Source organism: Runella sp. MFBS21 (genome assembly GCF_029433105.1).
Classification (GTDB): domain Bacteria; phylum Bacteroidota; class Bacteroidia; order Cytophagales; family Spirosomataceae; genus Runella.
Window position 1 is genome coordinate 248,254 of sequence record NZ_JARNTW010000001.1, and the last position, 23,938, is coordinate 272,191.

A 23,938-nucleotide genomic window follows, 5' to 3' on the forward strand; every position below is an offset into this window, starting at 1 on the left:
GAAAGACAACCAACCTATCTGACACTTTTATTTTTTGGTATTTTTAAAGAAAAAAATAGACTATGCCTAAAGCCCAAGGACTTCTTACAATCGAGCAGCTTAAAGAAGCTGTAGAACAACAAACTATTGATACGATTATTGTCGCTTTCACAGACCATTACGGACGCCTCGTAGGCAAACGTTTTGATGCAGATTATTTTGTGGACGACATTTACAAAAGCGGCACTCACGGATGTAATTATCTCCTTACGACCGATATGGAAATGGAACCTGTACCGGGTTATAGCTTTGCCAATTGGGAACTGGGATATGGGGATTTTCATTTAGTACCTGATTTGTCTACTTTAAGAGTAGCGGCGTGGCTTGAGCGTACAGCTATGATTTTGTGTGATGTACAAAACGAGAAAACGCATCAGTACGTCGATATTGCGCCAAGGTCTGTATTGAGAAAGCAACTACAACGAGCTGAGAAGCACGAGTTTGAGGTGGTGGCGGCTTCGGAGTTAGAGTATTATTTGTTTGAAACTAGTTTTAGAGATGCCCACGAAAAAGGTTTTGATGCAGTCAAACCAGTGGGATGGTATATCGAAGATTATCATATTTTACAAGGAACCCGCACCGAGCCTTTCAATGCCGCTGCACGTCGCTATTTGAAGCAATCGGGCGTACCAGTCGAAAACTCCAAAGGAGAGTGGGGGCTAGGTCAGCATGAACTCAATGTGAGATATTCAGAAATTCTAGACATGGCCGACCGCCACGTGGTATACAAGCAATGCCTCAAAGAAGTGGCCGACGCGATGGGATGGAGTATTACCTTTATGGCCAAATTTGCCACTGACCGGGCAGGTTCTAGTTGTCATATTCATATTAGTTTGTGGAAAGACGGAGAAAGTGCTTTTGCTGGTGACGAAGCTTTTGGACCAGTAAAATGTACCAATGTGTTTAAATGGTTTTTAGGGGGATGTATTGCCCATGCGCCTGATGTAATGGTTTTCTACGCTCCTACTATCAATTCATACAAGCGCTATGTAGATGGCTCTTGGGCACCTACGCGCCTAGCATGGAGCTACGACAACCGTACTGCTGGGTTTAGGGTAGTAGGGCACGGCAAAAGCCTTCGTATCGAATGTCGAATTCCTGGCGCTGATTGCAATCCTTACTTAGCATTTGCTGCTTTGTTGGCCTGTGGTCTAGAAGGAATTGAAAAACAAATCGAGCCACCTACGATTTTTGAAGGGGATATTTATGCGGCGGCGCATTTGCCACGTGTACCTTATACATTGGCGGAGTCAATCGCTATTTTCTCTAATAGTGATTTTGCCAAGCGAGCTTTTGGAGAAGAAGTAGTAGCGCATTACACTCACTTCTATAGTAAAGAGCAAGCGACTTATAACGCCTCAGTGACGGATTGGGAAAGAAAACGATATTTTGAAAGAATTTAGATATGCCCTTTTAAAGAATTGTACAAGGGGTATTTTTAAACTTTTTCTTGGAATAGTTCAGTTGTGAAAATATTGTTTTATATTTGCTCGTCCTATTCCTAAACCCTTAGACTGATTTAATCTTTGAAACCTTCTGCCAAAACCAGAAGGTTTTTTATTTTTGTCTAATAAATACCTCCAATACCTACGCTTGCGTTGTATTGCTGTGTATTATTGCACATCATTAATGTATCATATAACGTTTTATCACAATGACAACCCAATTTTTTCGAAACATCTTAGGAATAGCCTTGACTGTAGGTTCGCTACAAGCTATGGCACAGTTTACTCAAGCGCCTCTTCCCTACGCGACCAACGCTTTAGAGCCATACATCGACCAAAATACCATGGAAATTCACTATGGCCGTCACCACAAAGCGTATGTAGATAACCTCAATAAAACACTTGCGGGTAAGCCAGAAGAAAAAATTACAATTGATGCTTTGATGAAAACCATCACGAAAGAAACCGCTGGTGGGGTTCGCAATAATGGAGGTGGTCACTGGAATCATACTTTTTTCTGGAGCATTATGGGAGCCAATAAAGGCGGAGCTCCTACTGGTGCTTTGGCCGCCGCTATCACCAAAGATTTCGGCTCGTTTGATGCTTTTAAAGCTAAATTTAAAGATGCTGGAGCCACTCGCTTTGGTTCTGGATGGGCGTGGCTAATTGTAAAAGATAAAAAACTAGTGGTCACTTCCACCCCCAACCAAGACAATCCTCTTATGCCAGTGGCCGATGTTCAGGGAACTCCTATATTGGGTGTAGATGTATGGGAGCATGCTTATTATCTTAAGTATCAAAACAAACGTGCAGATTATTTGGATGCTTTCTGGAATGTAGTTAACTGGGACAAAGTAGCCGAATTGTACGCTGCTGCTATCAAATAAAAAAACATAGAAATTGTATATGAGTAAAGGAGCTGGCGAATAGTTAGCTCCTTTTTCTTTGTTTTATTAGCGAATGATGTTGAGCGTACCAGTGAGTTTGAATTCTACTTCTCTTAAATAAATTTGGTAGTAGTAAGCACCTACCGGCACAGGTTGGCCATTCCAATTACCATCCCAAGGGGTTTCGTAGCCTTTACTGCTAAAGACAAGATTGCCCCAGCGGTTAAAAACCTCAACTACGCAATTGGGATACTCAAAAATACCGCTTATCTCCCACGTTTCGTTAGCACCGTCATGATTGGGTGTAAAGCCATTGGGAATATCAAGATTAATGACCACCACCGTGACTTCCCCTTCTGCGACGCACCCTTGAGTACTAATGAGCGTCGCGTAGTAGGTAGTAGTAAGGTCGGGACTTGCGGTAGGTTGAGGAGCGTGGTCATTGTTGAGGCCTGTACTAGGAAACCAACTGATAGAAGCATTGAGAGGAAGACTTGTATTAATCTTTACGCTGTCTCCTTTTAAAACCACGAGTTTAGAGGGTATAGAAAAACGGGGAGGTGGAGCAATAAACGCTGCTTTGGTATCTTTGCCAGTGCAGCCTTCGGGGCTAGTGTAGGTGTAGGTAATGGGATATCGACCTGAGGGCAGGTTGGCACTTACAAACCGATTGCCTACTACTCCTGTACCGCTATAAATACCTCCTTCTGGAAGCCCATTTAAAGTAATAGCTTGTAGACTTGCCGTACATACTGAGGGGATTGAGTCAAGGGTGACTTGTGGAGCAGGTTTGACCACAACATTGATAGCTGAGGAGTGAGTTAGGCATTTTGAGGCTGTATCTTCTACCGATACTGAATATTGACCTGATTCGCGGGGTCTAAATTCATTACCTATCGCTTGCACTAACGGAAAATCATTCTTGTACCACACAAAATTGTAAGCATTGTTGGGAGCAATAAAAAGCTTGACTGAGTCATTGGAGCAAAAAGTAGCAGCTCCGCTTATCATCAGTTGTGCCAAAGGAGATGTAATAGATTTAACCAAAAGGCTATCGGTGGCAGTGCAGCGAGAATTATTATCAGTGATTTTTACTTTATAAAGCCCTCCTTGTTTGACATGGGCCAGAACGTTGTCTATATTAGGTAAAACTATTCCATTGAATCGCCATTCAACTAAAGTATTAGAAGTAGTCGTAACAGATAAATTGGTACTGTCGGAAGAACAAATAGGTAGTGGTCTACTACTCGTAATGGCGGCATTAGGGCTTAGTTTGAAGTTGACTTTTGTGGTATTGGTAGTAGAGTCTTCTGCTCCGCAACTTTCTTTAAAACGCTTCACAATACTATATACTCCTTCTTCTTTGATACTCAACAAAACAGTCGGAGTGGTGGAAACAAGTTGACCATTTTTAAGCCATTGATAGCTCCAGCGCGGGTTTTCGTCGTCGGCTTTTAGTACTACCGAGTCACCCTTACAGAGGCCTACGGTTTGTACATGGCCATTGGGTTGCAAATCAAAAGTAATGGAAGGTGAGCCGTCTTTGAGATTTATATAAGCGGGGGGCACTTGGGTTGAAATACAATCTACCACATTAAGGACAAACTCCCGTCGTACTTCTCCTATTTTAGAGCCATTTCGCCATTCTTCACATTTGACGGCAACAACATAAGTACCAATTTGAGAAGGATTAAGTGATAACTGACCTGTACGGGAGTCAATTTTTGGCGGGATTGTTCCTGTGATAGCTCTTGTACTATCATATCCTGCATTCCAAGTCGCTTTCCGGTAAGGGCCAGCATTAGGCATAGAAGGAAAGGTCCCACTTGGGTCGGTATTGCCTGCTAGGGGTGTCACGAGCGAATACCTCAGCTCATCGCCATCAAGGTCAGTAGCAGCAAAGCTAGCTTCAAAGTTTTTTCCAATACATGCAAATTTAACTTGGGGCGTAGCAAATTGCGGAGAGCTGTTGGAAGTAGTAAGGGGGGGGATTTCGCAGTAGAAAACTAACCCAGCTCCTGCATTTGCTTGAATATTAAGAACGTTGTTGTTGCGACAGCATTCTTCCCATGCCAGATAGTATCCGCTAAGGTGATTGTAATTGCTAGGGAGAAGAGTGACGTTGGCTTCGTATTTTATGTACGAAATCTTGGTGCTAGGAGTCCCATTGATACAGCTTGCATTTTGGTAAGGTAATGCTTGCTCAACAACGCGGGTGAGCGTAAAATCATCCATTCGCGTATGGTCATTCTTACGAAAAACCGAAACAAAGGCTTTATCTTCAGGGGACTGGACTTGGTCATAAACCAACGTAAGTGTTATGGTAAAAGTATTAGGAGAAGTACCTCTCTTAGTGATAGATACATCTCCTCCCATCAGATGGTTTGCCCAAGTTTTTGACCATACCAGTAAAACTAATCCGCACGTAATCAGACACTTCATGAACCTCAGTTTGCGATGTTGGATATGCTAAGATATATGCTACATCATGGGCAAAAATTGTTCCAAACTCAAAACACTATGCTATCTCCCACGCCGATGCCATACTTATCGCAGTAGCCTCCATTGACTTCCACCACATATTGGGTGTTGCCATAAGAAGGTAGGTTTTCTTCCGAATAAGGCTTTGCATTTTTTTGGATAGAAACAATCTTTTTGTTCTGGTCAACATAAATGATATCGAGTGAAATCATCGTGTTTTTCATCCAGAAAGATTGTGGCGTAGGGCTGTCAAACACAAAAAGCATTCCTACCGAATCGGCCAGATAAGGCCTAAACATGAGTCCTTTTTGGCGTTCTGCATCATTTTCGGCGATTTCTACGTCGATGGTTTTGAATTTTTTACCGTTCTTCAAAAAAGTTACTTCGCCCTCCTTAGTGATACCATTGGAAGAAATAGTAGCAGGAGTAGATGAGGGGGCTGCTGCGGTAGTTTCGGAACTTGTGGGTCTATTTTCCGAAACGAGCAGAGGGCGTAGTAAATACAACGCTCCCGCTAGTACAAAAACGGCTAAAAGTACATAACTAAAATAAGACCTACGATTGCGCATCTTTGAAAATGTTAGTTGAGAAAACCATTATTCTTCATAAGCCCAGTCAATTCGGTGCTTCATGTCCCGAATTACGAGGTTTTGTGCTTTAAAGTAGGCTCTTATTTGGTCTACTTTATCATAGCGCTGACTTGCTTTGTATTCTCGATAAAGGTCTAGCATTCCGCCTAAAATGGCGTCACTTTCGCTTTTCTCTTCTTTCAAGCCCAAAATTTCTTCCGTAAAAGTGGTAAACTTATCTTTCAACATCGCAAACCCTCCCTCGCCCAATGCAGCGGGAGAAAGCTGATTGAGATAAAGCATGTTGACATATTTTAAGAGGTTAAACAACTGTGCTATCGCAACGGCCGTATTGAGGTCGTCGTTCATGGCATCATAAAACCCTTGTACTGATTTCTCAATGTCGGCGACTTTTTTTGCATCAATCGCTACACCAGGGGTGGATACCTTTAGGCCGGCAGTTTGAGTGTCAACTTCAGAAGGTATATACTCCATTGCTTTAATAGCACGAAGCCCATTCATAAGCCTTTTGAAGGCTTTTTGGGCACCTTTTAGTGCATCATTTGAAAAATCAAGCGTACTGCGATACTGACTTTGCAGCATAAAAAACCGCGTGGTCATGGGGCTGTATGCTTGCTCTAGCAATGGGTGATTTCCCGTAAATAACTCAGCGGGCAAGAATGAATTGCCCAGGGATTTAGACATTTTTTGGCCATTCACGGTCAGCATGTTGGAGTGCATCCAATACCGCACGGGGTCAGCCCCATTGAGTCCCGTTCCTTGGGCTATTTCGCATTCATGATGAGGGAATTTGAGATCCATACCCCCGCCATGAATATCAAATTGAGCGCCTAAATATTTGGTACTCATGCAGGTACATTCGAGGTGCCAGCCTGGGAAGCCCTTGCCCCACGGAGATTCCCACTGCATGATGTGCTCGGGGGCAGCTTTTTTCCAAATGGCAAAATCCAAAGGATTTCTTTTTTCGGAAGTACCTTCTAATTCGCGGGTTTCGGTCAGCAACTCCTCCAAAACCCTTCCAGAAAGTTTGCCGTAGTTATTTCCTTGAGCGTTGTATTTATTAATGTCAAAATAAACAGAGCCATTTGACTCGTAGGCCAAGCCTTTATTTATCAAATCTTTGACGGCTTCTATCTGCTCTATCAAATGCCCCGTAGCGGTAGGCTCGATACTTGGGGTATGGAAATTGAGGCGTTCTAATACTTGATGAAAATCGTTGGTGTAGCGTTGGACAATCTCCATCGGCTCCAACTTTTCGAGTTTGGCCATTCGACCAATTTTATCTTCTCCCTCATCTCCATCTCCTACAAGGTGACCTACGTCGGTGATATTTCGTACATAGCGTACTTTATAACCAATGTGCGTAAGATATCGAAACAAGATATCAAAAGTAAGAAAAGTTCGAACGTTGCCTAAATGCACGTAATTATACACAGTAGGACCACATACATAAAGCCCCACATGAGGAGGGCTGAGGGGTTCGAAAAGTTCTTTTTGGCGAGAAAGCGAATTATAGATTTTGAGCGGTTGTGTCATGGTGATATTGCGAAATACTGATTTTGAAAAAACATACTAAACCATCGAGTATTGGCAACATCGGAACGTGTTAGAATTAAATTTTGGTGAAAGCATAACTAGAAAACGAATATTTGTCCACAAAACTAACAATTTGTTGTGGGTTCTTTTACAAAATCAATGCCAGAAGTTCGGTATTTAATTACGGCAAATTAACTTTACCGCATGAAAAAGCCTTTTATTGTCGGAATCACGGGCGGGAGTGCTTCGGGAAAGACTTACTTTTTGAACAGTTTGATGGGAGCATTTTCAGAAAATGAAATTTGCCTGATTTCGCAAGACCACTATTATCGGCCTCGCCATGAGGTGGCTGTAGATGAAAATGGAGTACATAACTTTGATTTGCCATCGGCTATCAATCACCGAAAGTACGCTGAGCATATCATTGAGTTGCGTGAAGGGCGTACCGTGCAGCAGCTAGAATATACCTTCAACAATCCCAATATTATCCCTAAAATGCTGACCTTCAGTCCTAGGCCCATCATAGTGGTAGAAGGTATTTTTGTGTTTTATTTCAAAGAAATAGCCGAGTTGCTGGATCTTAAGATTTTTATTGATGCCAAAGAGCACATCAAACTAAAACGTCGGATTATTCGGGATCAAATTGAGCGAGGTTATGACCTTACTGATGTATTGTACCGTTGGGAAAACCACGTCTTTCCTACTTATGAGCAGTATATTAAGCCTTCCAAAGCAGATGCAGATTTGATTGTGCCTAACAATCGCCATTTTCACCGAGGCCTAGAGGTGGTGAAAGCGTTCTTGAAAAGTAAGGTAGATAGCAAAGAAGAATAAGCTTTGCTACAGCTCCCAAATCGTGGGATTTTTGTGACGGCGAAGGTGCTTGCCCATTTCCATCCAAAATGCCATCACCAAGTAAATGATGATAGGAGACCCGAAGGTCAAAAAAGTAGCATAGATAAAATACAAACGAATGCTACTAGCCGAAATATTGAGGATTTCTCCCAAGCGTGTACAAACGCCAAAAATATGGTTTTCTACGAAATAGCGGAAACGATTCATAGCGTTGTTTTGAAAAATTTGAAACGAAGATAATAAAACCAAAATTAAATGTCAAGCACCTGAATAACAGCCCTTATGACTTGACTTATAACAAATAATTTATAATTTTGTTTTAGCTTTGCCTAAAACTTCATTATCATAGCAAGACAAAGTTTAGCCTCGGCAAGTTCATAATTTTGAGAGTTCAAGCCTTTGCTCAAATATTAGTTCCTGTCAGCATCTTTGTAAGGTTCAGAAAATGAGGCTGATAGCAGTTTATTTTAATTATTTTTTTTCATTTTTTTAATTTTTGTAGTACAATGCAAACAGGAACAGTAAAGTTTTTCAATGAAGCTAGAGGGTATGGTTTCATTGTGGACGATGAATCTCAAAAAGAAATTTTCGTACACGTAACGGGCTTAGGCGGCGTTGTTATTCGCGAAAAAGACCGTGTTGAGTACGAAGTCGTTGACGGAAAGAAAGGCTTGAACGCGACTAAAGTAAAGAAAATTTAATTTTATTTACTTTAACAACGGCACGAGGCACTTCCCAGGAAGTGCCTCGTTTTTTTGTTTTTTGGGAAAAATAAGAATTGTATTAAACTTCCAAAATTCAAGTGTTTATTTTAAGTCTCGCTCGATGATTTCGTTGGTTTTTTTGTCTTTCAAAATCAATTTATGGCGCCCGTCATGGGTTACTTCTTCTTTAATTAAGTAATAGTCAGCATCGTAATCTACTAAGGTAGAAACGGGCTTCAACCCTTCTTGCCCCCGCCATACAGGCAATATTACTGGTTCCCAAAGTTTAGATTGAGCCGATTTATAAGCGGCGTCAATAATAGCATTCACTACATAGCCGTCATACAAAGTTTCGGCGGGTTGTTGACCTTCTTCTACCGACCGAAACATGTCCGTAAACATATGATTATATCCCAACTCGTTGACCTCGTCGCCTACCGGGAAAAGCCACCCCGAATTGCTTTCGGCTTTTTCGGCTACATAGTCACCGCCTTTGCCTGTGGTGAATACTTCAAAACCAGTGCGTAAAAAATTGTTCATCCAGATAGTGCCTTCGGTACCCATCACTTCGTCGCGCAGGTCCATACCTCCTCTGAAAGTCCAACTTACTTCAAACTGCCCGATTGCGCCATTTTCATACTTCACCAGGGCAATCGCATGGTCTTCGGCTTCAATGGGTTTTACTTGGGTAGCGGCCCAACACATGACCTCCACGGGCTTGATGTCTTTCCCAATAAAATTACGAGCTATTTCGATACAATGGCAGCCTAAATCTAGGATACAACCCCCGCCTGCCATTTCTTTGTCCCAAAACCAATTGCTGTGAGGGCCGGGGTGAGTTTCGCGGGATTTGGCCCACAAAATCCGCCCCAATGCTCCGTTGTCGACCATTTGTTTGGCTTTCAGAAATTTGGGAGTATAGCACAAATCTTCCAAATACCCGCCAAATATTCCTGCTTCTTCTACTGCCTGCATCATGCGAAGGGCTTCAGCACCATTTCTGCCGAGTGGCTTGGTTGATACCAATGCCTTTTTGTGTTTTACGCAGAGCATTACGGCTGCTTCGTGTAAGTTGTTGGGAAGAGCTATACACACCATCGTCACATCTGGATGGGCAATTACTTCTTCCATATCAGTAGCCCAAAAAGAACAACCGTAATCGTCAGCAAATTTTTTAGCACTTTCTTCGCGCCGGGCGTATATCGCCACTACACGATCACGCCCTCGCTGTCCGTGAATAGATTCTGCATAAAAACGTCCGATAAAGCCAGAACCAAGCATTGCAATTTTCTGCATAAAAGAGAAGAGTTTGAGGGTGAAAAATAATTTCTAACAAAAAGCAGTCTCCATAAACTTTTTAATGATGAGTTTTTGTTAGTACTTTTGCAATATAGTTGCAATTAGTCATGTCAAAAATTATTTCGATTACTTTAAACGTAGGATTAACAGGGCTTGTTCATCTCTTGTGCTGCTGGTTGCCGTTAATTGTGGTTGTATTCAACGGAGTATCAATAGGATGGCTTGCTCAGTATCAAACTCAGTTGATAGCATTACAGATAGGGGTTTTGATTTGGTCATTTTATGATCTCTACCTACGGTCTTCGCATCGCTCATCGGCTTTTGAGAAAAAAGTTTTTTGGACTGCTGTGGGATTAACTATTGTTTTGAATTTGATTCCCCATCGTTACTTTCAAGCTGAGGAAAGCAAGTTGGCGCAGGCTCAGTTTGAGCGTATTCGGGCTACGCGTGTAGCACAATTTGAACTCCAAAAACCTCCCAAATCGGTAGAAAAGTTGAGCAATATGCTTCAATCTGTAGAAGGAGTTGTACCTTCGCAAATCAAACTTACTGACGCAGGAGTATCAGTGAGATACTATCAAGACAAAACCTCTGAGCAAGCTATATTGGCCATGCTTCGGAAAGAAGGGTATCAAGTTTCAACAATTGATTAACCACTAATCTACATTTATCATGAGAAAATCTGCTTATCGTACTGCCATTTATGGTTCTTTGCTAATCGCTTCGGGCGTTTTATTTGTGGCGTGTGGCGACAAAAAAGACCCTAAAATGGAAGAGGCTGGGAAAGTGCACTTAGAAGCTATGGCCATAGAAGAGTCTCTACATGAGCAAATTGAAGCCATAGATTCGATAAAGATTGTTTTGAACGATAAGAAAAAAACACTCACCGATGCAGCTCAAATTGCCAAAGCTGACTCGGCATTGGCGGCCCTAGATGGCGTAGCCAAATCCTTCGAAACTTGGGAAGAAAATGTAATAGAAGTGCCCGGCTTACCTCATGAACACCATCATGGCGAGGGCGAGCACCACCATCATGACCATAAGCCAGCCCCAGATTTGACACCTGACCAAATGCTTGATGTTCAGAAAGAATCAAAAGCAAATATTGAGAAAATCAAATCAGATTTACTCAAAGTAGAAGAGATGCTAAAGCAATTACTCTAATTTAGCTATCCATCACAAAGGGCGTCTCCTTCATTGGGAGACGCCCTTTGTGATGGAGCTATTTATCATCTATTAGCGCGGGACTTCGATTTTTTGGAGCAATTGAGCTACTACATCATCAGGAGTGGCTCCTTCCATTTCTCTTTCGGGAGTAAGCAAAATGCGGTGCCGCAGCACACTCGGCGCCAAAAATTGGATGTCTTCAGGAGTTACAAAATCACGTCCTTTGATAGAGGCAAAAGCCTTGGAGCTATTCAACAATGCCACTGACGCCCGCGGCGATGCTCCCAGAAATAAAGATTTGTTGCTGCGAGTTTCGAGCACAATTTGGGCAATGTAGCCTAGCAATTTATCTTCTACATGGACCTGATGTGTTTTCTGGCGTAACTCGGCTAACTCAAGAGGCTGAAGTACAGGTTCAATATCCGCAATCGCCTCCGCCATGTTTTTTCTTAGATGGTGCCCTCTCAAAACTTCCACTTCTTGGTCTGGCGTAGGATAGTTTACTGTTATTTTAAACAAAAATCGGTCAAGCTGAGCTTCGGGAAGTCGGTAAGTACCTTCGTGCTCAATGGGATTTTGGGTGGCTATCACGATAAAAGGCGAGCTCATCGGATAGGTAGTTTTATCGATCGTAGCTTGTCGTTCTTCCATTACTTCAAACAGCGCCGATTGGGTCTTTGCAGGAGCGCGGTTGATTTCATCTACCAACACGATGTTGGAGAAAATGGGACCTTTAATAAATTCAAAGTTAGTGAGTTTGGGGTTGAATACTGATGTTCCTAATACGTCAGAAGGCATCAAATCGGGGGTAAATTGGATGCGACTAAAATCCGTATTGATAGTTTTGGCGAGTAGCTTTGCCGTAAGGGTTTTGGCTACGCCAGGCACTCCTTCAAGAAGCACATGTCCATCAGCCAGCAAAGCCGTAAGGAGTAACTCTATGGTTTGGTGCTGCCCTACAATGATTTTCCCAATTTGTGATTTGATGGCTCCAATGGCATTGCTAAGGTCTTCTAACTCAATCCTAGATTTAAAGTTCATTTTGTAAAATAGTTTCCTGAGGTGATAAAAGGGCTTATTTTGATTTTTGATAAAAGTCTTCGATGCGGCGGTTGAGACTCAAAAGCGCATATTCAGACAAAATGGGCGTACGCTCGGCATGGGCTATTTCTCCAAACAACAAATCAATGTCTAATCGAGAAAGGCCTGTTTTGTGTGCTAATGATGTTTTAAATTCATCATCAACATCTTGGGTACGTAACCCAAAGCGTTCGCGAATATAAATCATCAAATGTTGTATCTTCTTTTGGGCAATATTAGAATGGTTGCCTTTTTGAAAATACATCTTTCCGATGGTTTTGACAAACTCCAAAGAGGTATTTTGAGGTGGAGTCATGATTGGGATGATGCGTTGGGTGCGTTTTCCCGCAAAAATGGCAAAGAATAATAAACCCCAAAGGATAAGATAATAACTCCATTTTAGGGCAGGCTGTGTCATGATATACCTAAATATAGACTGCTCATCCTCACCAAATCTTCCCTGCTTGAGGTATTCGTCCCAATACACAGGTCGCACTGATAAATAAGAAAGAGACTTAAAAGCAAAATCGGTAGTGGCAGGGTCTAAGGTATAATAATTAGTCAAAGCCAAGGGGAGATTATGTAAATAAAAGTACCCCTTTCCGTATTTTACCTTCAAAAATATAGGTTCGCCACGGGCGTTATTGGCCAGAATTGAGACATTTTGGGGTTGTTTGACCGAAAAATAATTGCGACCATCATCTTGTGCAAATACATAGCCTTTTGGGGTCTTGAAAGAAGGGGTAACAAAGTTCATTACCAATGCTGTATCGCGAAGAGTAGGGGCTTTTAGCTCGGCTTTTACGCCTAATGTTTTCATCAAAGTATCAGGAAAGTCGTAGGCCGATATAAAAACATCGTTTCCTTTGGATACGTACTTAAATAACTGTTCACGGTCGTTTTTGTCAACACTAAATTCCTGACAGACAAAGATGTAATTGCTCAAAAAACGATCCGTGTTATTACTTAAATGATTATAAATGGGCGTCCTTAAGGAAGTTGCCTTTTGATTAATAAAAACTTCCGGCAACAACTCATACAATGCCTTGGTACCCAAGGGAATATGGTCTTTGTTGGAATAAGTAGGCGTCCAATCCAATGGCTTAGGACGGTAGTATTCAAACAACCCAAAACCTAGGAGAGTCAATATCAAGAACCAAAAGTATTTGCTACGTAATGTTTGCAAGGCTTATCGTTTGGGGGATAGGGTACAAGGATAAAAGCTTCAAATTTTTAATGAAAAGTGCTGAAATTCTTCTTTTATGATTCCAAATTCTACCTCCGAAATCCTAAATTCCCCATACCATACATATTCAAACTGGGATGTGAGTTTTTCAAAATCACTCTGTAAGGTCTTGGTATTTAGCTCGTCCACATAGCTGCGGTTGGTTTTGGTAGGCTGCCAATGAATCAGCCCTTTGTCGGTAAGTTGTTTGAGCGTTTTTAGATAATACAAACGCACCGCCAATCTATAATTATTTTTGGCAATGGCTTCTTCTATCAGGGAGTTGAAATCAAGCTCATGGATATTTTCAGTGATTTTGTTGTAAGCCAATGGGTCTTCTTGGGCTTTTGTCCCAAACAACCCACCCAAAAACTCAGACTTGTACAAAAGCCATACTACCAGCGCACCAATAGTGACTAGAAACACATATTGCCAGAAGTTTTCATAGGAGCTACTCCTAAAAAACTCAAAGAATTTTCGGCTAAGCCAGTACCAAAACCGGGAGAGGGGATTTTCGGGAGGAGGAGCTGCTTGTTGATAATTGTAGTCGCGGTCGCTACGAAAACGCTCTAGGGCGTCGTCGGATGGTTTTCGGAGTTTGACAGGAGTTTGGTCAAAAGCGGCTTGGGAGATAGTCGTATCTGCTTTTTCCGGTATTTGGGAAAAAACACTGAGGCTAACGCACCATAAGAACCAAATAAAACTAAACCTTTTCAAGAGGAGGATGTACTTGATTGTTGATAGACACTAAAATTGCGAAAAAGAACCTAAATCTACAAAAAAGCCGACGTTTTGGCGTCGGCTTTGCAAACAGGAAAAAACAAAACAGGAAAGATTATTTCTTCTTGGCTGGTGCCAAAGTCACAATCCATTTAGCAATCTTCAACGCTTCGTCCTTAGGAACATTGGGAAGCGCTGCCATTGGAGGATAGCCAGGCCAGTGGCTAGGCTCAGGCTTATAAATCAATTCTACAATTTGCTCAGGCGTATATTTTTTCTTTGCCATTACTTCTTTGTAGCCAGGACCAACCAGTTTTTGGTCAGCGCGGTGACATGCAAAGCAGGTATTTTTCTGTAACAATGCTTCAATATCAGCAGGAATCTTCACTTGTGCATTGGCTACGGTAGAACCTACGCAAAAAATACCAGCCGCTACTAACATTTTTGTAATTCGTTTCATGCTCAGGCAGGATGTTTTGTAATTTGAAAAAATGGAACTAATTAAATGCAAAGCTATAACGTTTTGAGAAAGAATTTGTGTTAAAATACCAAAAGATTATTTTACATTTCTACTGGCTTCATTTTAGGAATCAACACATTGATAATCAAAAGAGCCACTAAATAAGTAAAACTAGCGATGAGAAAAAGGGGCATGTAACCAAATTTGACCCGAATAGGGCCCGCAAATGCAGCCAACAAAGCGCCACCTACTGCCCCCGAAAAGCCCCCTATCCCTGTTACCATCGCCACAGCACTCTTGGGAAACATATCTGATGCAAAGGTATAAACATTGGCCGACCATCCCAAATGGGCAGCTGCTGCAATGGCAATCAGTACTGTGGCAAGGTAAATATTGTGAGTTTGGGCGGCTAAAAAGATAGGTACAACACACAAGGCACAAATCAACATGGTGGTTTTACGAGCCCGATTTAAGTCCCACCCTCCTTTCATGAATTGAGAAGAAAGCCACCCAAAAAAGACACTCCCTCCATCTGAAATCAAGTAAATGACCATGAAAGGAAGACCTATGTTTTGTAAATCGAGGCGTTGGGTGAGAGATTCACTAGAATTAAAAAAATCAGGAAGCCATGTCAAATAAAACCACCAAATAGGATCCGCCATAAATTTGCCCACAATGAGGGCCCAAGTTTGTCGATACCGAAGTAAACGCCACCAAGTAAGCCGCCCAGAGATTTCTTCTTGTTGTCGGTCTTGTTGGATGTACGAAAGCTCTTCGGCAGATACTTTTGGGTGTTGCTCAGGCCGTTGGTAGTTTATCCACCAGATAAGAAGTACTACAAAACCAAGTACCCCAGTAGTCATAAATGACATTCGCCAACCATAGTGTAGTGTCATCCAAGGAACGAGCGCCGCTGTAAGTATAATACCGACATTGGTGCCAGCATTGAAGAGACCCGTGGCAAAAGCTCGTTCTTTTTTAGGAAACCATTCGGCGATGGATTTAATACTTGAAGGGAAATTGCCTGCTTCGCCTATCCCTAGTGCAAAGCGAGTAGCCCATAAGCCTTGAAAAGAGCTTACGAAGGCATTGGCTACTCCCGCAAAACTCCAAAGTCCAATCGCAAAAGCCAATCCTCTTTTGGTACCTAGCCGGTCAATGAGCCAGCCTATCATAATAAACCCTAGGGCGTAGGCGGTTTTGAAAGCAGTATCTATCCAGCCGTATTCGATTTTGAAAGTATCAAGGTCTGCTTGTGTTAGTGTGTAAGTAAGCGGGACCCCGAGCATTTCTTTTCGAAAAGTATCATCAAGCATCGCAAATGAAAGGACGTTTCGGTCGATGTAGTTGATGGTCGTTACCAAAAACAGTAACAATACAATACGCCAACGAAAGTTGCCGATATACATTTGAGTGAGAGGTTAAAAGGGTGGTTAGGAAATGAGGATGCAATATACGGGGTTATCGGATAAAAGTTCTATTCTTACCTTTGTTAAAAACTGAATGATAATGAATGACCTACAAAAACAAGTATTGATAAAAGCTGCTTCTTTTTGTGCATATCAAGAAAGAACCCTCAAGGAAGTACGTCAGAGGCTGCGGGAGTGGGACTTACCAGATGAGGAGGCCGAGCCCCTTATACAAGAATTGATTGCCCAAAACTATCTCAATGAAGAGCGTTTTGCAAGGGCTTTTGCAGGGGGAAAGTTTAGGGTCAAAAAATGGGGACGTCTCAAAATCAGACAAGAAATGAAACTGAAAGGGCTTTCAAATGACTTGATTCAAAAAAGCCTTTTGGAAATAGACGGAGATGCCTACGAAGAGACCTTGAAGGAGCTTCTCTCTAAAAAAGTACAAGGCCTCAAAGGTGAACCTTCCCAAGTAAAACAAAAACTACTACGTTTTGCATTGAGTCGAGGTTTTGAAAGTGATATAGTGTGGGAGGTGCTGAAGGGGATTAATATTTAGGGAGTTGGGCTAATTTTGATACTGTTTTTCGTAGATTTAATTTCTGGCAATTTTACTGCTTAGTATTAAATAGGGTATGGGTTCTCCGAGATTTTCTTTAATGAAGGTAAAATCTTAAAATGTATTGTTAAGTAATTTTTGTTGGATCATGGCGTACATTGCATTGGTACTATAGTAGTACTATAAATACAAGCAATAAGAAAACTAATCGAATAATCTCAATAGGAATATAGTAAGTAGGTTGACAATATTAGATTTGGTGACAGTTTTCTTTTTGGGATATTTTTTAGATTTTACGAAACCTAAGATAAATAGTTAGCCTCTATGTTGGCCTAGGAAATTCACTAATTGTGTCTGCATATCCATAATCATTTGCATCCATTTTTCATCACGATGGCGTAGTTGAAGATTTTCTTCTCTTAAAAACTCCTTATCGGCTTTAAGTTCATTGATTATTGCTTGCATTTGTTGAAAAATATCTTGAAATTGAGACAAAGCTTGCTCAAATACCTCTGTATTGTGATTGGTATATGTATGGCCGTTAGCTTTAGTAGGATTGGTATATATACTTGCATTAAGCTTTGCTGATTCTTTTAGTTCGTCTGTTGTTGTTTCCAAAATCACTGCTAACTTTTGGAGCGTTTCTTCTGATACCCCCACTTTATTGTTTTCTATTCTGCTAAGGGTAGTTTGAGGTATGTTCATGGCTTTTGCAAGGGTCTCTTGCTTCATTTTACATTCATCTCTCTTAGATCTAAGTTTTGTTCCTATATATAGCATATTAGTATTGTTAGGATATTATACCATATTTGGACGAATTTAGTAGTAGAATGTCACACTTACAAATAAGGGGCTGCTGTCCTATTTGTCAAATATAAAAATAATTTATTCGTTATTTGTGATGGCTAAATGACTGTTATTCAGTGATGCTTTCTTGAAGTTGCTAGTATATTCAGTCTGTATTATGAATATTCAAAAGCAGATGAATATATTCGCTGCTTTATTTTTTGGTTTTATTGATTGTGGCTTTTTATCTTCGTTTCGTCTTGTAATAAAGTAATAAAAATTAAAATCAAAAGACTATGAACAAATTATCCAATGAACAAATGAGTACATTTTCTGGAGGTAGCTGTACTTTTCAAGAGTATTGGGAGTGGGTCAATAATCCCCCTTGGTGGATATGGATTATTCCGGGCGCAGGCCCAGCCCTTTGGTCAGTTATTGTTCGTCAAGATATGTGCGGGGGTACAATAATATTCCCTCTGGGAACTGGCGGAGATGGCGTAGTAAGTCCTCCTCATAATTTATAAAAAATGTAACTGTTTAGGTACTCTTTTTACTTAAAAAGTACAATTTAAAGACCGTTTTCCAGTTAGAATAGTACAATTTGTGATTTAAGGGAAGCTCGAAAATTCAAAAAATGCGACATTTTTACACAATTGGTTAACAATAAAAACAGCAACTAATTGATTATCAGGTGTTTGTTTTTTTGTAGGGTACCTAAACAGTTACTAAAAAATAATTGTTAACGCTGATATATTTTGAATTAGATTGTCAGCGTTAATTAAAATAATTCTTAAATTAATATATGATGTTGCGAGTTATATTTTCGTTTTTAGTTCTATTTATAGAAGCATCAGACGTTTTTTCGCAAACTGAAGAAAAAGCAATTTTAGTGGGGATACACAACTCTTTTATAATTAATAATAATTCTATAAGCTTTTCATTAAGCCCCCAAATAGGTTATTTCCTTAAAAAGAAAATACTTTTAGGGTTATCTACGCCACCTTCAAGCTCAAGTAAATCGTTAAAAGGGATATATGTTCCTAATGATGGGTTTGTAAAAAATAGAGGATTAGTGAGTCCATTTGTTAGATTTTATTTGTTTGATGAAGCTAAATTTCAATTTTACTTACAGCAATCAGGAGATTTTTATCAATTTAAGTCAAATATTCCTGATTTGGAAGAATTTTCAGGGAGATTAATGTTAGGTACGACCTTTAATTTAGGTATTGCTTATTTTATAGATAATTCTACTACTCTTGAGTTTTGTTATAGCCGCCCCCTATTGAATGGTAATATTGAACTTTTTCCGATAAGTAGAATTGCGTATCTGAAATTTGGTGTTAATTATATGTTAAAAAAAGGAGTATTTAGGAAATGATAAATATTATAATGTAATAATAGGTAGATGAAATATTTAATTGTATTTACTATTTTTTTGTTGTCTTTTATCTGTCTAATTGTTAAATATATTTTATCGAACAAATATGAAACTAGAGCGGTTGAGCATGTGTCGGAGATTCCATTTATAGGTGTACGGAATGAAAGTGAAAATTTTTCACATACAATAGTTATTGTTTTTTCTTCTACTTGTGAATACTGTCAAAATGATGCTGAACAAATTAGGAAGCATATTGATGTTTTTCTTAAGGTAAAAATATTTATGGTTTCCCCAGAAAATACAGCTTCTATTATAAAGTTTTCGTCTGATTATAAGCTCAATAGTTTTTCTAATATAAGGTTTTTACGAATGTCGAAAGAAGAAATATATAAGACATTCTCGGTAATAACTGTACCATATATTTTAGTGTATAATCAAAATGGAGATTTAAACAAAGAAATAAAAGGGGATATAAAAATAGAAAAACTAATAGAGGTAATAGCCAATGAAAAAAAATAACCTTCCCTTTATTCGTCAACAAGACCAGTCGGACTGTGGTGTAGCTTGTTTGGCTTCGGTGGTGCGATATTTTGGAGGAGAGGTATCGTTAGAACGGCTTCGTGCACTGAGTGGAACCACTAATCAAGGGACTACACTGCTGGGGCTATGCCAGGCAGCACAGCAAATAGGGCTGGAGGCGGAGGGTTTTGAAGCAGAAAGTATTGAGATGCTATATGAGTTGCCTGAGCCTGTTATATTGCACGTAGTGATAGATGGGAAGTTGGAACATTATGTGGTATGTAGCTCCCCACCTTCCGAAGAAGGAATTAAAAAGAGGGTATTTACCATAACCGACCCAGCGAAAGGGATTGTAGAAATGACCCAAAGCGAGTTGGATGCGATTTGGAAATCTAAAATTTTGCTTCAATTAACTCCAACAGAGCGCTTTCAGAGAAATGCCCTCAATAGCAGTCAAAAGTTACGTTGGCTCAGAAGTCTCATTCAAGAAGATTTATCTGTTTTGATTATTGCAGCGGTATTGGGGGTAGTGATTTCGATGATGGGATTAGGAATGTCGCTTTTTTCGCAAAAATTGATTGATGAGATTTTGCCCAAACAAAATACCCAGAAATTAACAATTGGACTGATTTTATTAGGCATGTTTTTGGTGGCGCGTTTAGGTATCTCCTATCTTCGGGCCTTGTTTTTACTTCGTCAAGCCCAAAGTTTTAATAATAGAGTGGCGGGGAGCTTCTACGAAAGATTGATTCGATTACCCAAATCTTTTTTTGATAGCCGTAAAACAGGAGACCTCATCGCGCGTATGCATGATACGCGCCGTATTCAGTCAGTAATAGCCTCATTGGCAGGCAACGTACTGATTGATTTTTTGGTCGTAATAATTTCAGCAGTTTTTGTGTTCATTTATTCGGTTGAGGTTGGAATAATTATCTTGTTAAGTTTACCTTTTTTTGGCTGGTTGGTATGGAAGTATCATCTGCGGATTATGCATGGTCAACGAGCAGTAATGGCAGGTTATGCAAGGGTAGAGAGTGAGTATGTAGATACTATTACAGGTATAGGAGCGATAAAAGCGGCTGGACGAGAAGATTTTTTTACCCGTACTACGCAATCTACTTATGAGGGATTTCAGCAAAAGTCTTATGAGGTAGGTCTTTTGGGGACGCGTTACGGAATCTGGGCAGAAGTATTTGGTGTCGTAATCACCGTGGCAATGTTGGCAGTTGCGTCAGTTTTAGTTTTGCAAAAGCAGCTTAAAATAGGCGAAATGATGGCTGTTATTAGTGTGGCATCAGGGATGATAGGGGCGGTGGGGCGATTGGCTACGCTCAATATTCAGATTCAAGAAGCACGTATTGCTTTTGAACGGATGTATGAATTTACGAGTTTAGAAAGTGAAATGACAGCATCGGTGAAGTCAGATTATAAATCCGAATTAGATAACCTTCCGATTACCACTCCGGACAACCAAAAGGAATTTATTTTCTTGTCTTTAATTATCAAAAATCTCTCATTTCGTTTTGTGGGACGTTCGGCGTTATTGAAAAATATTTCTTTAGAACTTCACAAAGGTGAAATGATTGCTTTATTAGGTGAGAGTGGTCATGGAAAAAGTACATTAATGCAGATTTTGCAAAAATTTTATGATTGGGAGGAAGGCAAAGTTTGTATAAATGGCCAAGATTTGAGAATGATAGATACGAGGCTTTGGCGGCAAAATATAGGCGTAGTACCGCAAGAGATTAAGATTTTTAATGGTACAGTATTGGAAAATATCGTTTTGGGCGAAGTCGTCGAACCCAAAGAAGTAATACAATTTTGCCAAGATTTACAGATTAGCTACTTTTTTGAGCAGTTACCGCAAAGCTATATGACATTAGTAGGAGAGGAAGGGATTAACCTTTCGGGCGGACAAAAGCAGTTGGTGGCACTAGCGAGAGCTTTATGGCAAAAACCTCAACTATTGCTCCTTGATGAGGCTACGGCTTCCATGGATAAAAATACAGAACGTGTGATATTACAGCTTTTGCAGCGCCTAAAATCCAAAATCACTATTTTTTTGATAACGCACAAAATGCAGACCGCTTACCAAGCAAATCGTATTTATATCATTGAAAATGGACGTTGTGATAAGTACACAACACCCGAGCAATTGCTTCGCAGTCCAAGCCTTTATAGTGAAGGGTGAAAAGATTAGCCATAATATTTACTAAACTTTTGAAACCCACTCCGCCACTTTTTCGATGAGCCGATGATGCCCTGTTTTTAGGACAATGGGCTTTATATCAGGTAGCTGTGTGGTAAGAGGAAGTACGTAGTGAGCTGGTAGTAAGCTGTCGTGTTTTCCAAGAAAAATCTTTAAATCAATTTGGTTTTCTTTTACCAATTGGGCGATGAGTTTTATATCTGCCCGGATCAAACTAAAACCTATCCACGAACGATACACGCGCTCGCGCTGCTCAGCGGTGGCGAGGGTACTTTCTGCAAATTTTACGGCACTTTTCTCAATGAGTTTAAACTTTACTAATAGGTTGGCTAGTTTTTTAAAATAATTGACATTACTTACAAAAAAGCGAAATAGTTTTTTGCTTACCCAAAAGCGCGTTGCCAACCCATACCAAGGACTTTCTGTAATACCATCGGGAGCCAAAAGCCAGCAAGATTCAGTTTGTTCTGCAAAGAGTTGAAGAGTAGCTAAGGCAAATTTCCCTCCCATGCTAAAACCCATGAGAGAGAAATTTTCGATTTGATGTATTTTTAAAAAATCTTCCAAAAAAGCCTTCCATGCTTCTAAGGTGAGTTTTTCGGAAGCTAGAGCAGGACTTTGACCATGAAAGGGTAAATCAAACAAGTAAAAGGTATACTGATTTTTTAACACCTCCACCAAAGGCAAAAAGCAACGGTAATCTTGCCCAATCCCATGAAAGGCCAAGAGCGTTTTTGGACCATGCCCTAAAGCGACGCTTACGAGGTTTGGAGCCTCATAAGCGTTGAGATTAGTAGCCGATGCTTGTGTCATCGCCACGAGGGTCTGAGCCGCCTTCCAATGTGCCATCTGGGCGAACCAAAATACAGTCCATTCGCCCGATGGTGTTGCGCTGCATTTCCAGATTATATGATTTGGCTTGAAGCTTCTGAATAACGTTGGGCGTAAATGCCCCATTTTCAAAAGTAGTTTTGTCGGGCAACCATTGATGATGAAACTTGTAAGCATTTACAGCCTGCTGCATGGTCATGCCGTGTTCGATTACATTCAAAATCGTCTGAAACACAGAGGTAATAATCGTAGAACCCCCTGGGGTACCCACTACCATATAGAGCTTTTTATCCTTTTCGAGGATAGTCGGAGTCATGGACGAAAGCATTCTTTTGCCGGGTTCGATGGCATTGGCTTTGTTGCCAATCAGCCCAAACATATTAGGTACACCGGGCTTGATACTGAAGTCGTCCATTTCGTTGTTCATAAAAAAACCTCCCCCTTTCACGATGATACGGCTACCGTAGCCGCCATTGAGCGTGGTAGTAACCGAAACGGCGTTGCCGTCTTTATCTACGATAGAAAAATGGGTTGTTTCCATACTTTCGTATCCCGAAATATTTCCACCTTTGATGGCCTTACTATCAGTCGCTTTCGAAAAGTCAAAGTCTTCCCAACGTTTATGGAGATAAGAGGAAGCCAACATTTTTTTGATAGGAACTTTTACGAAATCAGGGTCGCCCAAAAACTTAGCCCTATCGGCATATACGCGTCTTTCGGCTTCAATCATCACCTGTACGGTAGAGTCAGCGTGCCAGCCCCATTTTTTGAGAGGATAAGGCTCTACAAGTTTCAGAAGTTGTAACAAAGCTATGCCACCGCTTGATACGGGAGGCATTGTGATGAGTTTATAGTCTTTGTATTTTCCAACGAGAGGCTTGCGCCAAACGGCTTGGTAAGATTTGAGGTCTTCGGCCGAAATAAACCCATTCCCGCGTTGCATTTCGGCTACGAGCAAGTTGGCTGTTTCGCCTTCATAAAAACCAGCTCTGCCGTTTTGTTGAATACGACGGAGTGTTTTTCCTAAATCTACCTGAATCAATGTATCTCCCGCTTGCCATTCGCGCCCGTCTGCTCTTACAAAATAAGTAGTATCAGCATTGAGTTTGACAATATCCGCTTTGATTCGATTCAATCCCGCTGCTTCTTTTGTGGTAAGAATCACGCCTTTTTCTGCCAAATCAATCGCAGGTTGAAGGAGAGTTGCCCAAGGGAGTTTTGCGAATTTTTGGTGTACTTGCACCATACCGTCCACCGACCCCGGCACTCCACTTGCTAGATGCCCCACCATACTTAGGCCAGGAATGACGTTGCCGTTGGCATCTAAGTACATGTCTTTGTGTCCTTTGATGGGCGCTTTTTCGCGGAAGTCTAGCGTAAAATTTTTGCCTTTTCGATCACGATACACAAAAAAACCTCCTCCACCGATGTTGCCAGCTGATGGGTGAACTACGGCGAGCGCAAACTGTACTGCAATGGCCGCATCGGTAGCATTTCCACCTTTTTGCAGGATTTCTATCCCTACGCGTGAGGCCTCTGGATGAGCAGATGCTACCATGCCGTTGGAGGCGGAGATCCCCATGCGATCTGAGTAAAACGGTTGTTGGGTGGGATCGTCGGTCAAAAATTGATAAAAGCCTTTGTTTTCTTTTACTTCTTGACAAAACGCATGAGTGCTGATAAAAACAGCCAGTAAGTTGATGAATAGTTTGTTCATAAAGTGGGCATAAAAGTTTGGGGTTTCAAGTTACAAAAACTC

General features: G+C 40.8%; 24 protein-coding genes. 11 read left to right on the forward strand and 13 right to left on the reverse strand.

Annotation, left to right across the window (positions count from 1 at the left end; translation table 11 throughout):
- Positions 1 to 62 precede the first annotated feature (62 nt).
- Both P1X15_RS00850 and P1X15_RS00855 read left to right on the forward strand, forming a co-directional pair.
- Positions 63 to 1,442 carry a glutamine synthetase family protein gene (locus P1X15_RS00850; protein ID WP_277336248.1) on the forward strand — a complete coding sequence of 460 codons (1,380 nt, stop codon included), beginning with the start codon at positions 63 to 65 and terminating at the stop codon, positions 1,440 to 1,442.
- A 251-nt stretch (positions 1,443 to 1,693) separates the two neighbouring features.
- Positions 1,694 to 2,371 carry a superoxide dismutase gene (locus P1X15_RS00855; RefSeq protein ID WP_277336249.1) on the forward strand — a complete coding sequence of 226 codons (678 nt, stop codon included), beginning with the start codon at positions 1,694 to 1,696 and terminating at the stop codon, positions 2,369 to 2,371.
- Between the two features lie 66 nt (positions 2,372 to 2,437).
- Here P1X15_RS00855 and P1X15_RS00860 read toward each other — a convergent pair whose 3' ends face one another.
- The 3 genes from P1X15_RS00860 to cysS form a co-directional block, all read right to left on the reverse strand.
- Positions 2,438 to 4,813 carry a gliding motility-associated C-terminal domain-containing protein gene (locus P1X15_RS00860; RefSeq protein WP_277336250.1) on the reverse strand — a complete coding sequence of 792 codons (2,376 nt, stop codon included), beginning with the start codon at positions 4,811 to 4,813 and terminating at the stop codon, positions 2,438 to 2,440.
- A gap of 68 nt (positions 4,814 to 4,881) precedes the next feature.
- Positions 4,882 to 5,421, reverse strand: coding sequence for a DUF192 domain-containing protein (locus tag P1X15_RS00865; RefSeq protein ID WP_277336251.1), 540 nt, complete (start codon positions 5,419 to 5,421; stop codon positions 4,882 to 4,884).
- Between the two features lie 27 nt (positions 5,422 to 5,448).
- Entirely contained in the window at positions 5,449 to 6,978 is a 1,530-nt protein-coding gene (gene cysS, locus P1X15_RS00870; protein WP_277336252.1) for a cysteine--tRNA ligase, read from the reverse strand.
- Positions 6,979 to 7,182: 204 nt separating this feature from the next.
- Between cysS and udk the strand changes: the two genes are divergently transcribed.
- Positions 7,183 to 7,812 carry a uridine kinase gene (udk, locus tag P1X15_RS00875; RefSeq protein WP_277336253.1) on the forward strand — a complete coding sequence of 210 codons (630 nt, stop codon included), beginning with the start codon at positions 7,183 to 7,185 and terminating at the stop codon, positions 7,810 to 7,812.
- A 6-nt stretch (positions 7,813 to 7,818) separates the two neighbouring features.
- On the opposite strand, the gene P1X15_RS00880 is transcribed toward udk, so the two are convergent.
- Positions 7,819 to 8,040: a PspC domain-containing protein gene (locus tag P1X15_RS00880; RefSeq protein ID WP_028664477.1), complete on the reverse strand. Its 222-nt coding sequence runs from the start codon at positions 8,038 to 8,040 to the stop codon at positions 7,819 to 7,821.
- A gap of 299 nt (positions 8,041 to 8,339) precedes the next feature.
- On the opposite strand from P1X15_RS00880, the gene P1X15_RS00885 reads away from it, so the two are divergent.
- Positions 8,340 to 8,534, forward strand: a complete 195-nt coding sequence (locus tag P1X15_RS00885) for a cold-shock protein (protein WP_028664478.1) — start codon at positions 8,340 to 8,342, stop codon at positions 8,532 to 8,534.
- 105 nt (positions 8,535 to 8,639) lie between these two features.
- Here P1X15_RS00885 and P1X15_RS00890 read toward each other — a convergent pair whose 3' ends face one another.
- Complete coding sequence (locus P1X15_RS00890; protein ID WP_277336254.1) at positions 8,640 to 9,833, reverse strand: Gfo/Idh/MocA family protein; 1,194 nt, start codon at positions 9,831 to 9,833, stop codon at positions 8,640 to 8,642.
- 110 nt (positions 9,834 to 9,943) lie between these two features.
- Here P1X15_RS00890 and P1X15_RS00895 point away from each other — a divergent pair, with 110 nt between their 5' ends.
- Positions 9,944 to 10,489, forward strand: coding sequence for a hypothetical protein (locus P1X15_RS00895; protein ID WP_277336255.1), 546 nt, complete (start codon positions 9,944 to 9,946; stop codon positions 10,487 to 10,489).
- Between the two features lie 19 nt (positions 10,490 to 10,508).
- On the forward strand, positions 10,509 to 11,000 hold the full coding sequence (locus P1X15_RS00900) for a hypothetical protein (RefSeq protein WP_277336256.1): 492 nt from the start codon (positions 10,509 to 10,511) through the stop codon (positions 10,998 to 11,000).
- Positions 11,001 to 11,072: 72 nt separating this feature from the next.
- Here P1X15_RS00900 and P1X15_RS00905 read toward each other — a convergent pair whose 3' ends face one another.
- From P1X15_RS00905 to P1X15_RS00925, 5 genes are all read right to left on the reverse strand, one after another.
- Entirely contained in the window at positions 11,073 to 12,044 is a 972-nt protein-coding gene (locus tag P1X15_RS00905) for a MoxR family ATPase (RefSeq protein ID WP_277336257.1), read from the reverse strand.
- 34 nt (positions 12,045 to 12,078) lie between these two features.
- The gene (locus tag P1X15_RS00910) at positions 12,079 to 13,236 is read right to left on the reverse strand and encodes a DUF4350 domain-containing protein (protein ID WP_277336258.1); all 1,158 of its coding nucleotides are present in this window, start codon (positions 13,234 to 13,236) and stop codon (positions 12,079 to 12,081) included.
- 72 nt (positions 13,237 to 13,308) lie between these two features.
- On the reverse strand, positions 13,309 to 14,025 hold the full coding sequence (locus P1X15_RS00915; RefSeq protein ID WP_277336259.1) for a DUF4129 domain-containing protein: 717 nt from the start codon (positions 14,023 to 14,025) through the stop codon (positions 13,309 to 13,311).
- A 118-nt stretch (positions 14,026 to 14,143) separates the two neighbouring features.
- A complete protein-coding gene (locus P1X15_RS00920; protein ID WP_028664485.1) occupies positions 14,144 to 14,488 on the reverse strand; it encodes a c-type cytochrome in 345 nt (114 codons plus the stop codon).
- A gap of 101 nt (positions 14,489 to 14,589) precedes the next feature.
- On the reverse strand, positions 14,590 to 15,897 hold the full coding sequence (locus P1X15_RS00925; protein WP_277336260.1) for an MFS transporter: 1,308 nt from the start codon (positions 15,895 to 15,897) through the stop codon (positions 14,590 to 14,592).
- A gap of 100 nt (positions 15,898 to 15,997) precedes the next feature.
- On the opposite strand from P1X15_RS00925, the gene P1X15_RS00930 reads away from it, so the two are divergent.
- Complete coding sequence (locus P1X15_RS00930; RefSeq protein ID WP_277336261.1) at positions 15,998 to 16,456, forward strand: regulatory protein RecX; 459 nt, start codon at positions 15,998 to 16,000, stop codon at positions 16,454 to 16,456.
- A gap of 315 nt (positions 16,457 to 16,771) precedes the next feature.
- Here the strand turns inward: P1X15_RS00930 and P1X15_RS00935 are convergent, their stop codons facing one another.
- Positions 16,772 to 17,236 carry a helix-turn-helix domain-containing protein gene (locus P1X15_RS00935; protein WP_277336262.1) on the reverse strand — a complete coding sequence of 155 codons (465 nt, stop codon included), beginning with the start codon at positions 17,234 to 17,236 and terminating at the stop codon, positions 16,772 to 16,774.
- Positions 17,237 to 17,538: 302 nt separating this feature from the next.
- Here P1X15_RS00935 and P1X15_RS00940 point away from each other — a divergent pair, with 302 nt between their 5' ends.
- The 4 genes from P1X15_RS00940 to P1X15_RS00955 all read left to right on the forward strand — a co-directional run bounded on the left by P1X15_RS00940 (position 17,539) and on the right by P1X15_RS00955 (position 21,330).
- Entirely contained in the window at positions 17,539 to 17,766 is a 228-nt protein-coding gene (locus P1X15_RS00940) for a hypothetical protein (protein ID WP_277336263.1), read from the forward strand.
- Positions 17,767 to 18,044: 278 nt separating this feature from the next.
- Entirely contained in the window at positions 18,045 to 18,620 is a 576-nt protein-coding gene (locus P1X15_RS00945) for a hypothetical protein (protein WP_277336264.1), read from the forward strand.
- A gap of 27 nt (positions 18,621 to 18,647) precedes the next feature.
- Positions 18,648 to 19,139, forward strand: coding sequence for a peroxiredoxin (locus tag P1X15_RS00950; RefSeq protein WP_277336265.1), 492 nt, complete (start codon positions 18,648 to 18,650; stop codon positions 19,137 to 19,139).
- A complete protein-coding gene (locus P1X15_RS00955; RefSeq protein WP_277336266.1) occupies positions 19,126 to 21,330 on the forward strand; it encodes a peptidase domain-containing ABC transporter in 2,205 nt (734 codons plus the stop codon). The genes P1X15_RS00950 and P1X15_RS00955 overlap by 14 nt, the downstream gene beginning before the upstream one ends.
- Before the next feature lie 21 nt (positions 21,331 to 21,351).
- On the opposite strand, the gene P1X15_RS00960 is transcribed toward P1X15_RS00955, so the two are convergent.
- Together P1X15_RS00960 and ggt are read right to left on the reverse strand one after the other, a co-directional pair.
- Positions 21,352 to 22,197 (reverse strand): alpha/beta hydrolase, encoded by an 846-nt coding sequence (locus P1X15_RS00960; protein ID WP_277336267.1) that lies wholly within the window; start codon positions 22,195 to 22,197, stop codon positions 21,352 to 21,354.
- Entirely contained in the window at positions 22,139 to 23,896 is a 1,758-nt protein-coding gene (ggt, locus tag P1X15_RS00965) for a gamma-glutamyltransferase (RefSeq protein ID WP_277336268.1), read from the reverse strand. Before ggt ends, P1X15_RS00960 begins: the two co-directional genes overlap by 59 nt.
- Between the last annotated feature and the right edge of the window lie 42 nt (positions 23,897 to 23,938).

Bases quoted from the DNA above. Each gene is read 5' to 3' on its own strand.
- P1X15_RS00850 (WP_277336248.1), top strand. From the start codon at position 63: ATGCCTAAAGCCCAAGGACTTCTTACAATCGAGCAGCTTAAAGAAGCT.
- P1X15_RS00855 (WP_277336249.1), top strand. From the start codon at position 1,694: ATGACAACCCAATTTTTTCGAAACATCTTAGGAATAGCCTTGACTGTA.
- P1X15_RS00860 (WP_277336250.1), bottom strand. From the start codon at position 4,813: ATGAAGTGTCTGATTACGTGCGGATTAGTTTTACTGGTATGGTCAAAA.
- P1X15_RS00865 (WP_277336251.1), bottom strand. From the start codon at position 5,421: ATGCGCAATCGTAGGTCTTATTTTAGTTATGTACTTTTAGCCGTTTTT.
- cysS (WP_277336252.1), bottom strand. From the start codon at position 6,978: ATGACACAACCGCTCAAAATCTATAATTCGCTTTCTCGCCAAAAAGAA.
- udk (WP_277336253.1), top strand. From the start codon at position 7,183: ATGAAAAAGCCTTTTATTGTCGGAATCACGGGCGGGAGTGCTTCGGGA.
- P1X15_RS00880 (WP_028664477.1), bottom strand. From the start codon at position 8,040: ATGAATCGTTTCCGCTATTTCGTAGAAAACCATATTTTTGGCGTTTGT.
- P1X15_RS00885 (WP_028664478.1), top strand. From the start codon at position 8,340: ATGCAAACAGGAACAGTAAAGTTTTTCAATGAAGCTAGAGGGTATGGT.
- P1X15_RS00890 (WP_277336254.1), bottom strand. From the start codon at position 9,833: ATGCAGAAAATTGCAATGCTTGGTTCTGGCTTTATCGGACGTTTTTAT.
- P1X15_RS00895 (WP_277336255.1), top strand. From the start codon at position 9,944: ATGTCAAAAATTATTTCGATTACTTTAAACGTAGGATTAACAGGGCTT.
- P1X15_RS00900 (WP_277336256.1), top strand. From the start codon at position 10,509: ATGAGAAAATCTGCTTATCGTACTGCCATTTATGGTTCTTTGCTAATC.
- P1X15_RS00905 (WP_277336257.1), bottom strand. From the start codon at position 12,044: ATGAACTTTAAATCTAGGATTGAGTTAGAAGACCTTAGCAATGCCATT.
- P1X15_RS00920 (WP_028664485.1), bottom strand. From the start codon at position 14,488: ATGAAACGAATTACAAAAATGTTAGTAGCGGCTGGTATTTTTTGCGTA.
- P1X15_RS00925 (WP_277336260.1), bottom strand. From the start codon at position 15,897: ATGTATATCGGCAACTTTCGTTGGCGTATTGTATTGTTACTGTTTTTG.
- P1X15_RS00930 (WP_277336261.1), top strand. From the start codon at position 15,998: ATGAATGACCTACAAAAACAAGTATTGATAAAAGCTGCTTCTTTTTGT.
- P1X15_RS00935 (WP_277336262.1), bottom strand. From the start codon at position 17,236: ATGCTATATATAGGAACAAAACTTAGATCTAAGAGAGATGAATGTAAA.
- P1X15_RS00940 (WP_277336263.1), top strand. From the start codon at position 17,539: ATGAACAAATTATCCAATGAACAAATGAGTACATTTTCTGGAGGTAGC.
- P1X15_RS00945 (WP_277336264.1), top strand. From the start codon at position 18,045: ATGATGTTGCGAGTTATATTTTCGTTTTTAGTTCTATTTATAGAAGCA.
- P1X15_RS00950 (WP_277336265.1), top strand. From the start codon at position 18,648: ATGAAATATTTAATTGTATTTACTATTTTTTTGTTGTCTTTTATCTGT.
- P1X15_RS00955 (WP_277336266.1), top strand. From the start codon at position 19,126: ATGAAAAAAAATAACCTTCCCTTTATTCGTCAACAAGACCAGTCGGAC.
- P1X15_RS00960 (WP_277336267.1), bottom strand. From the start codon at position 22,197: ATGGCACATTGGAAGGCGGCTCAGACCCTCGTGGCGATGACACAAGCA.
- ggt (WP_277336268.1), bottom strand. From the start codon at position 23,896: ATGAACAAACTATTCATCAACTTACTGGCTGTTTTTATCAGCACTCAT.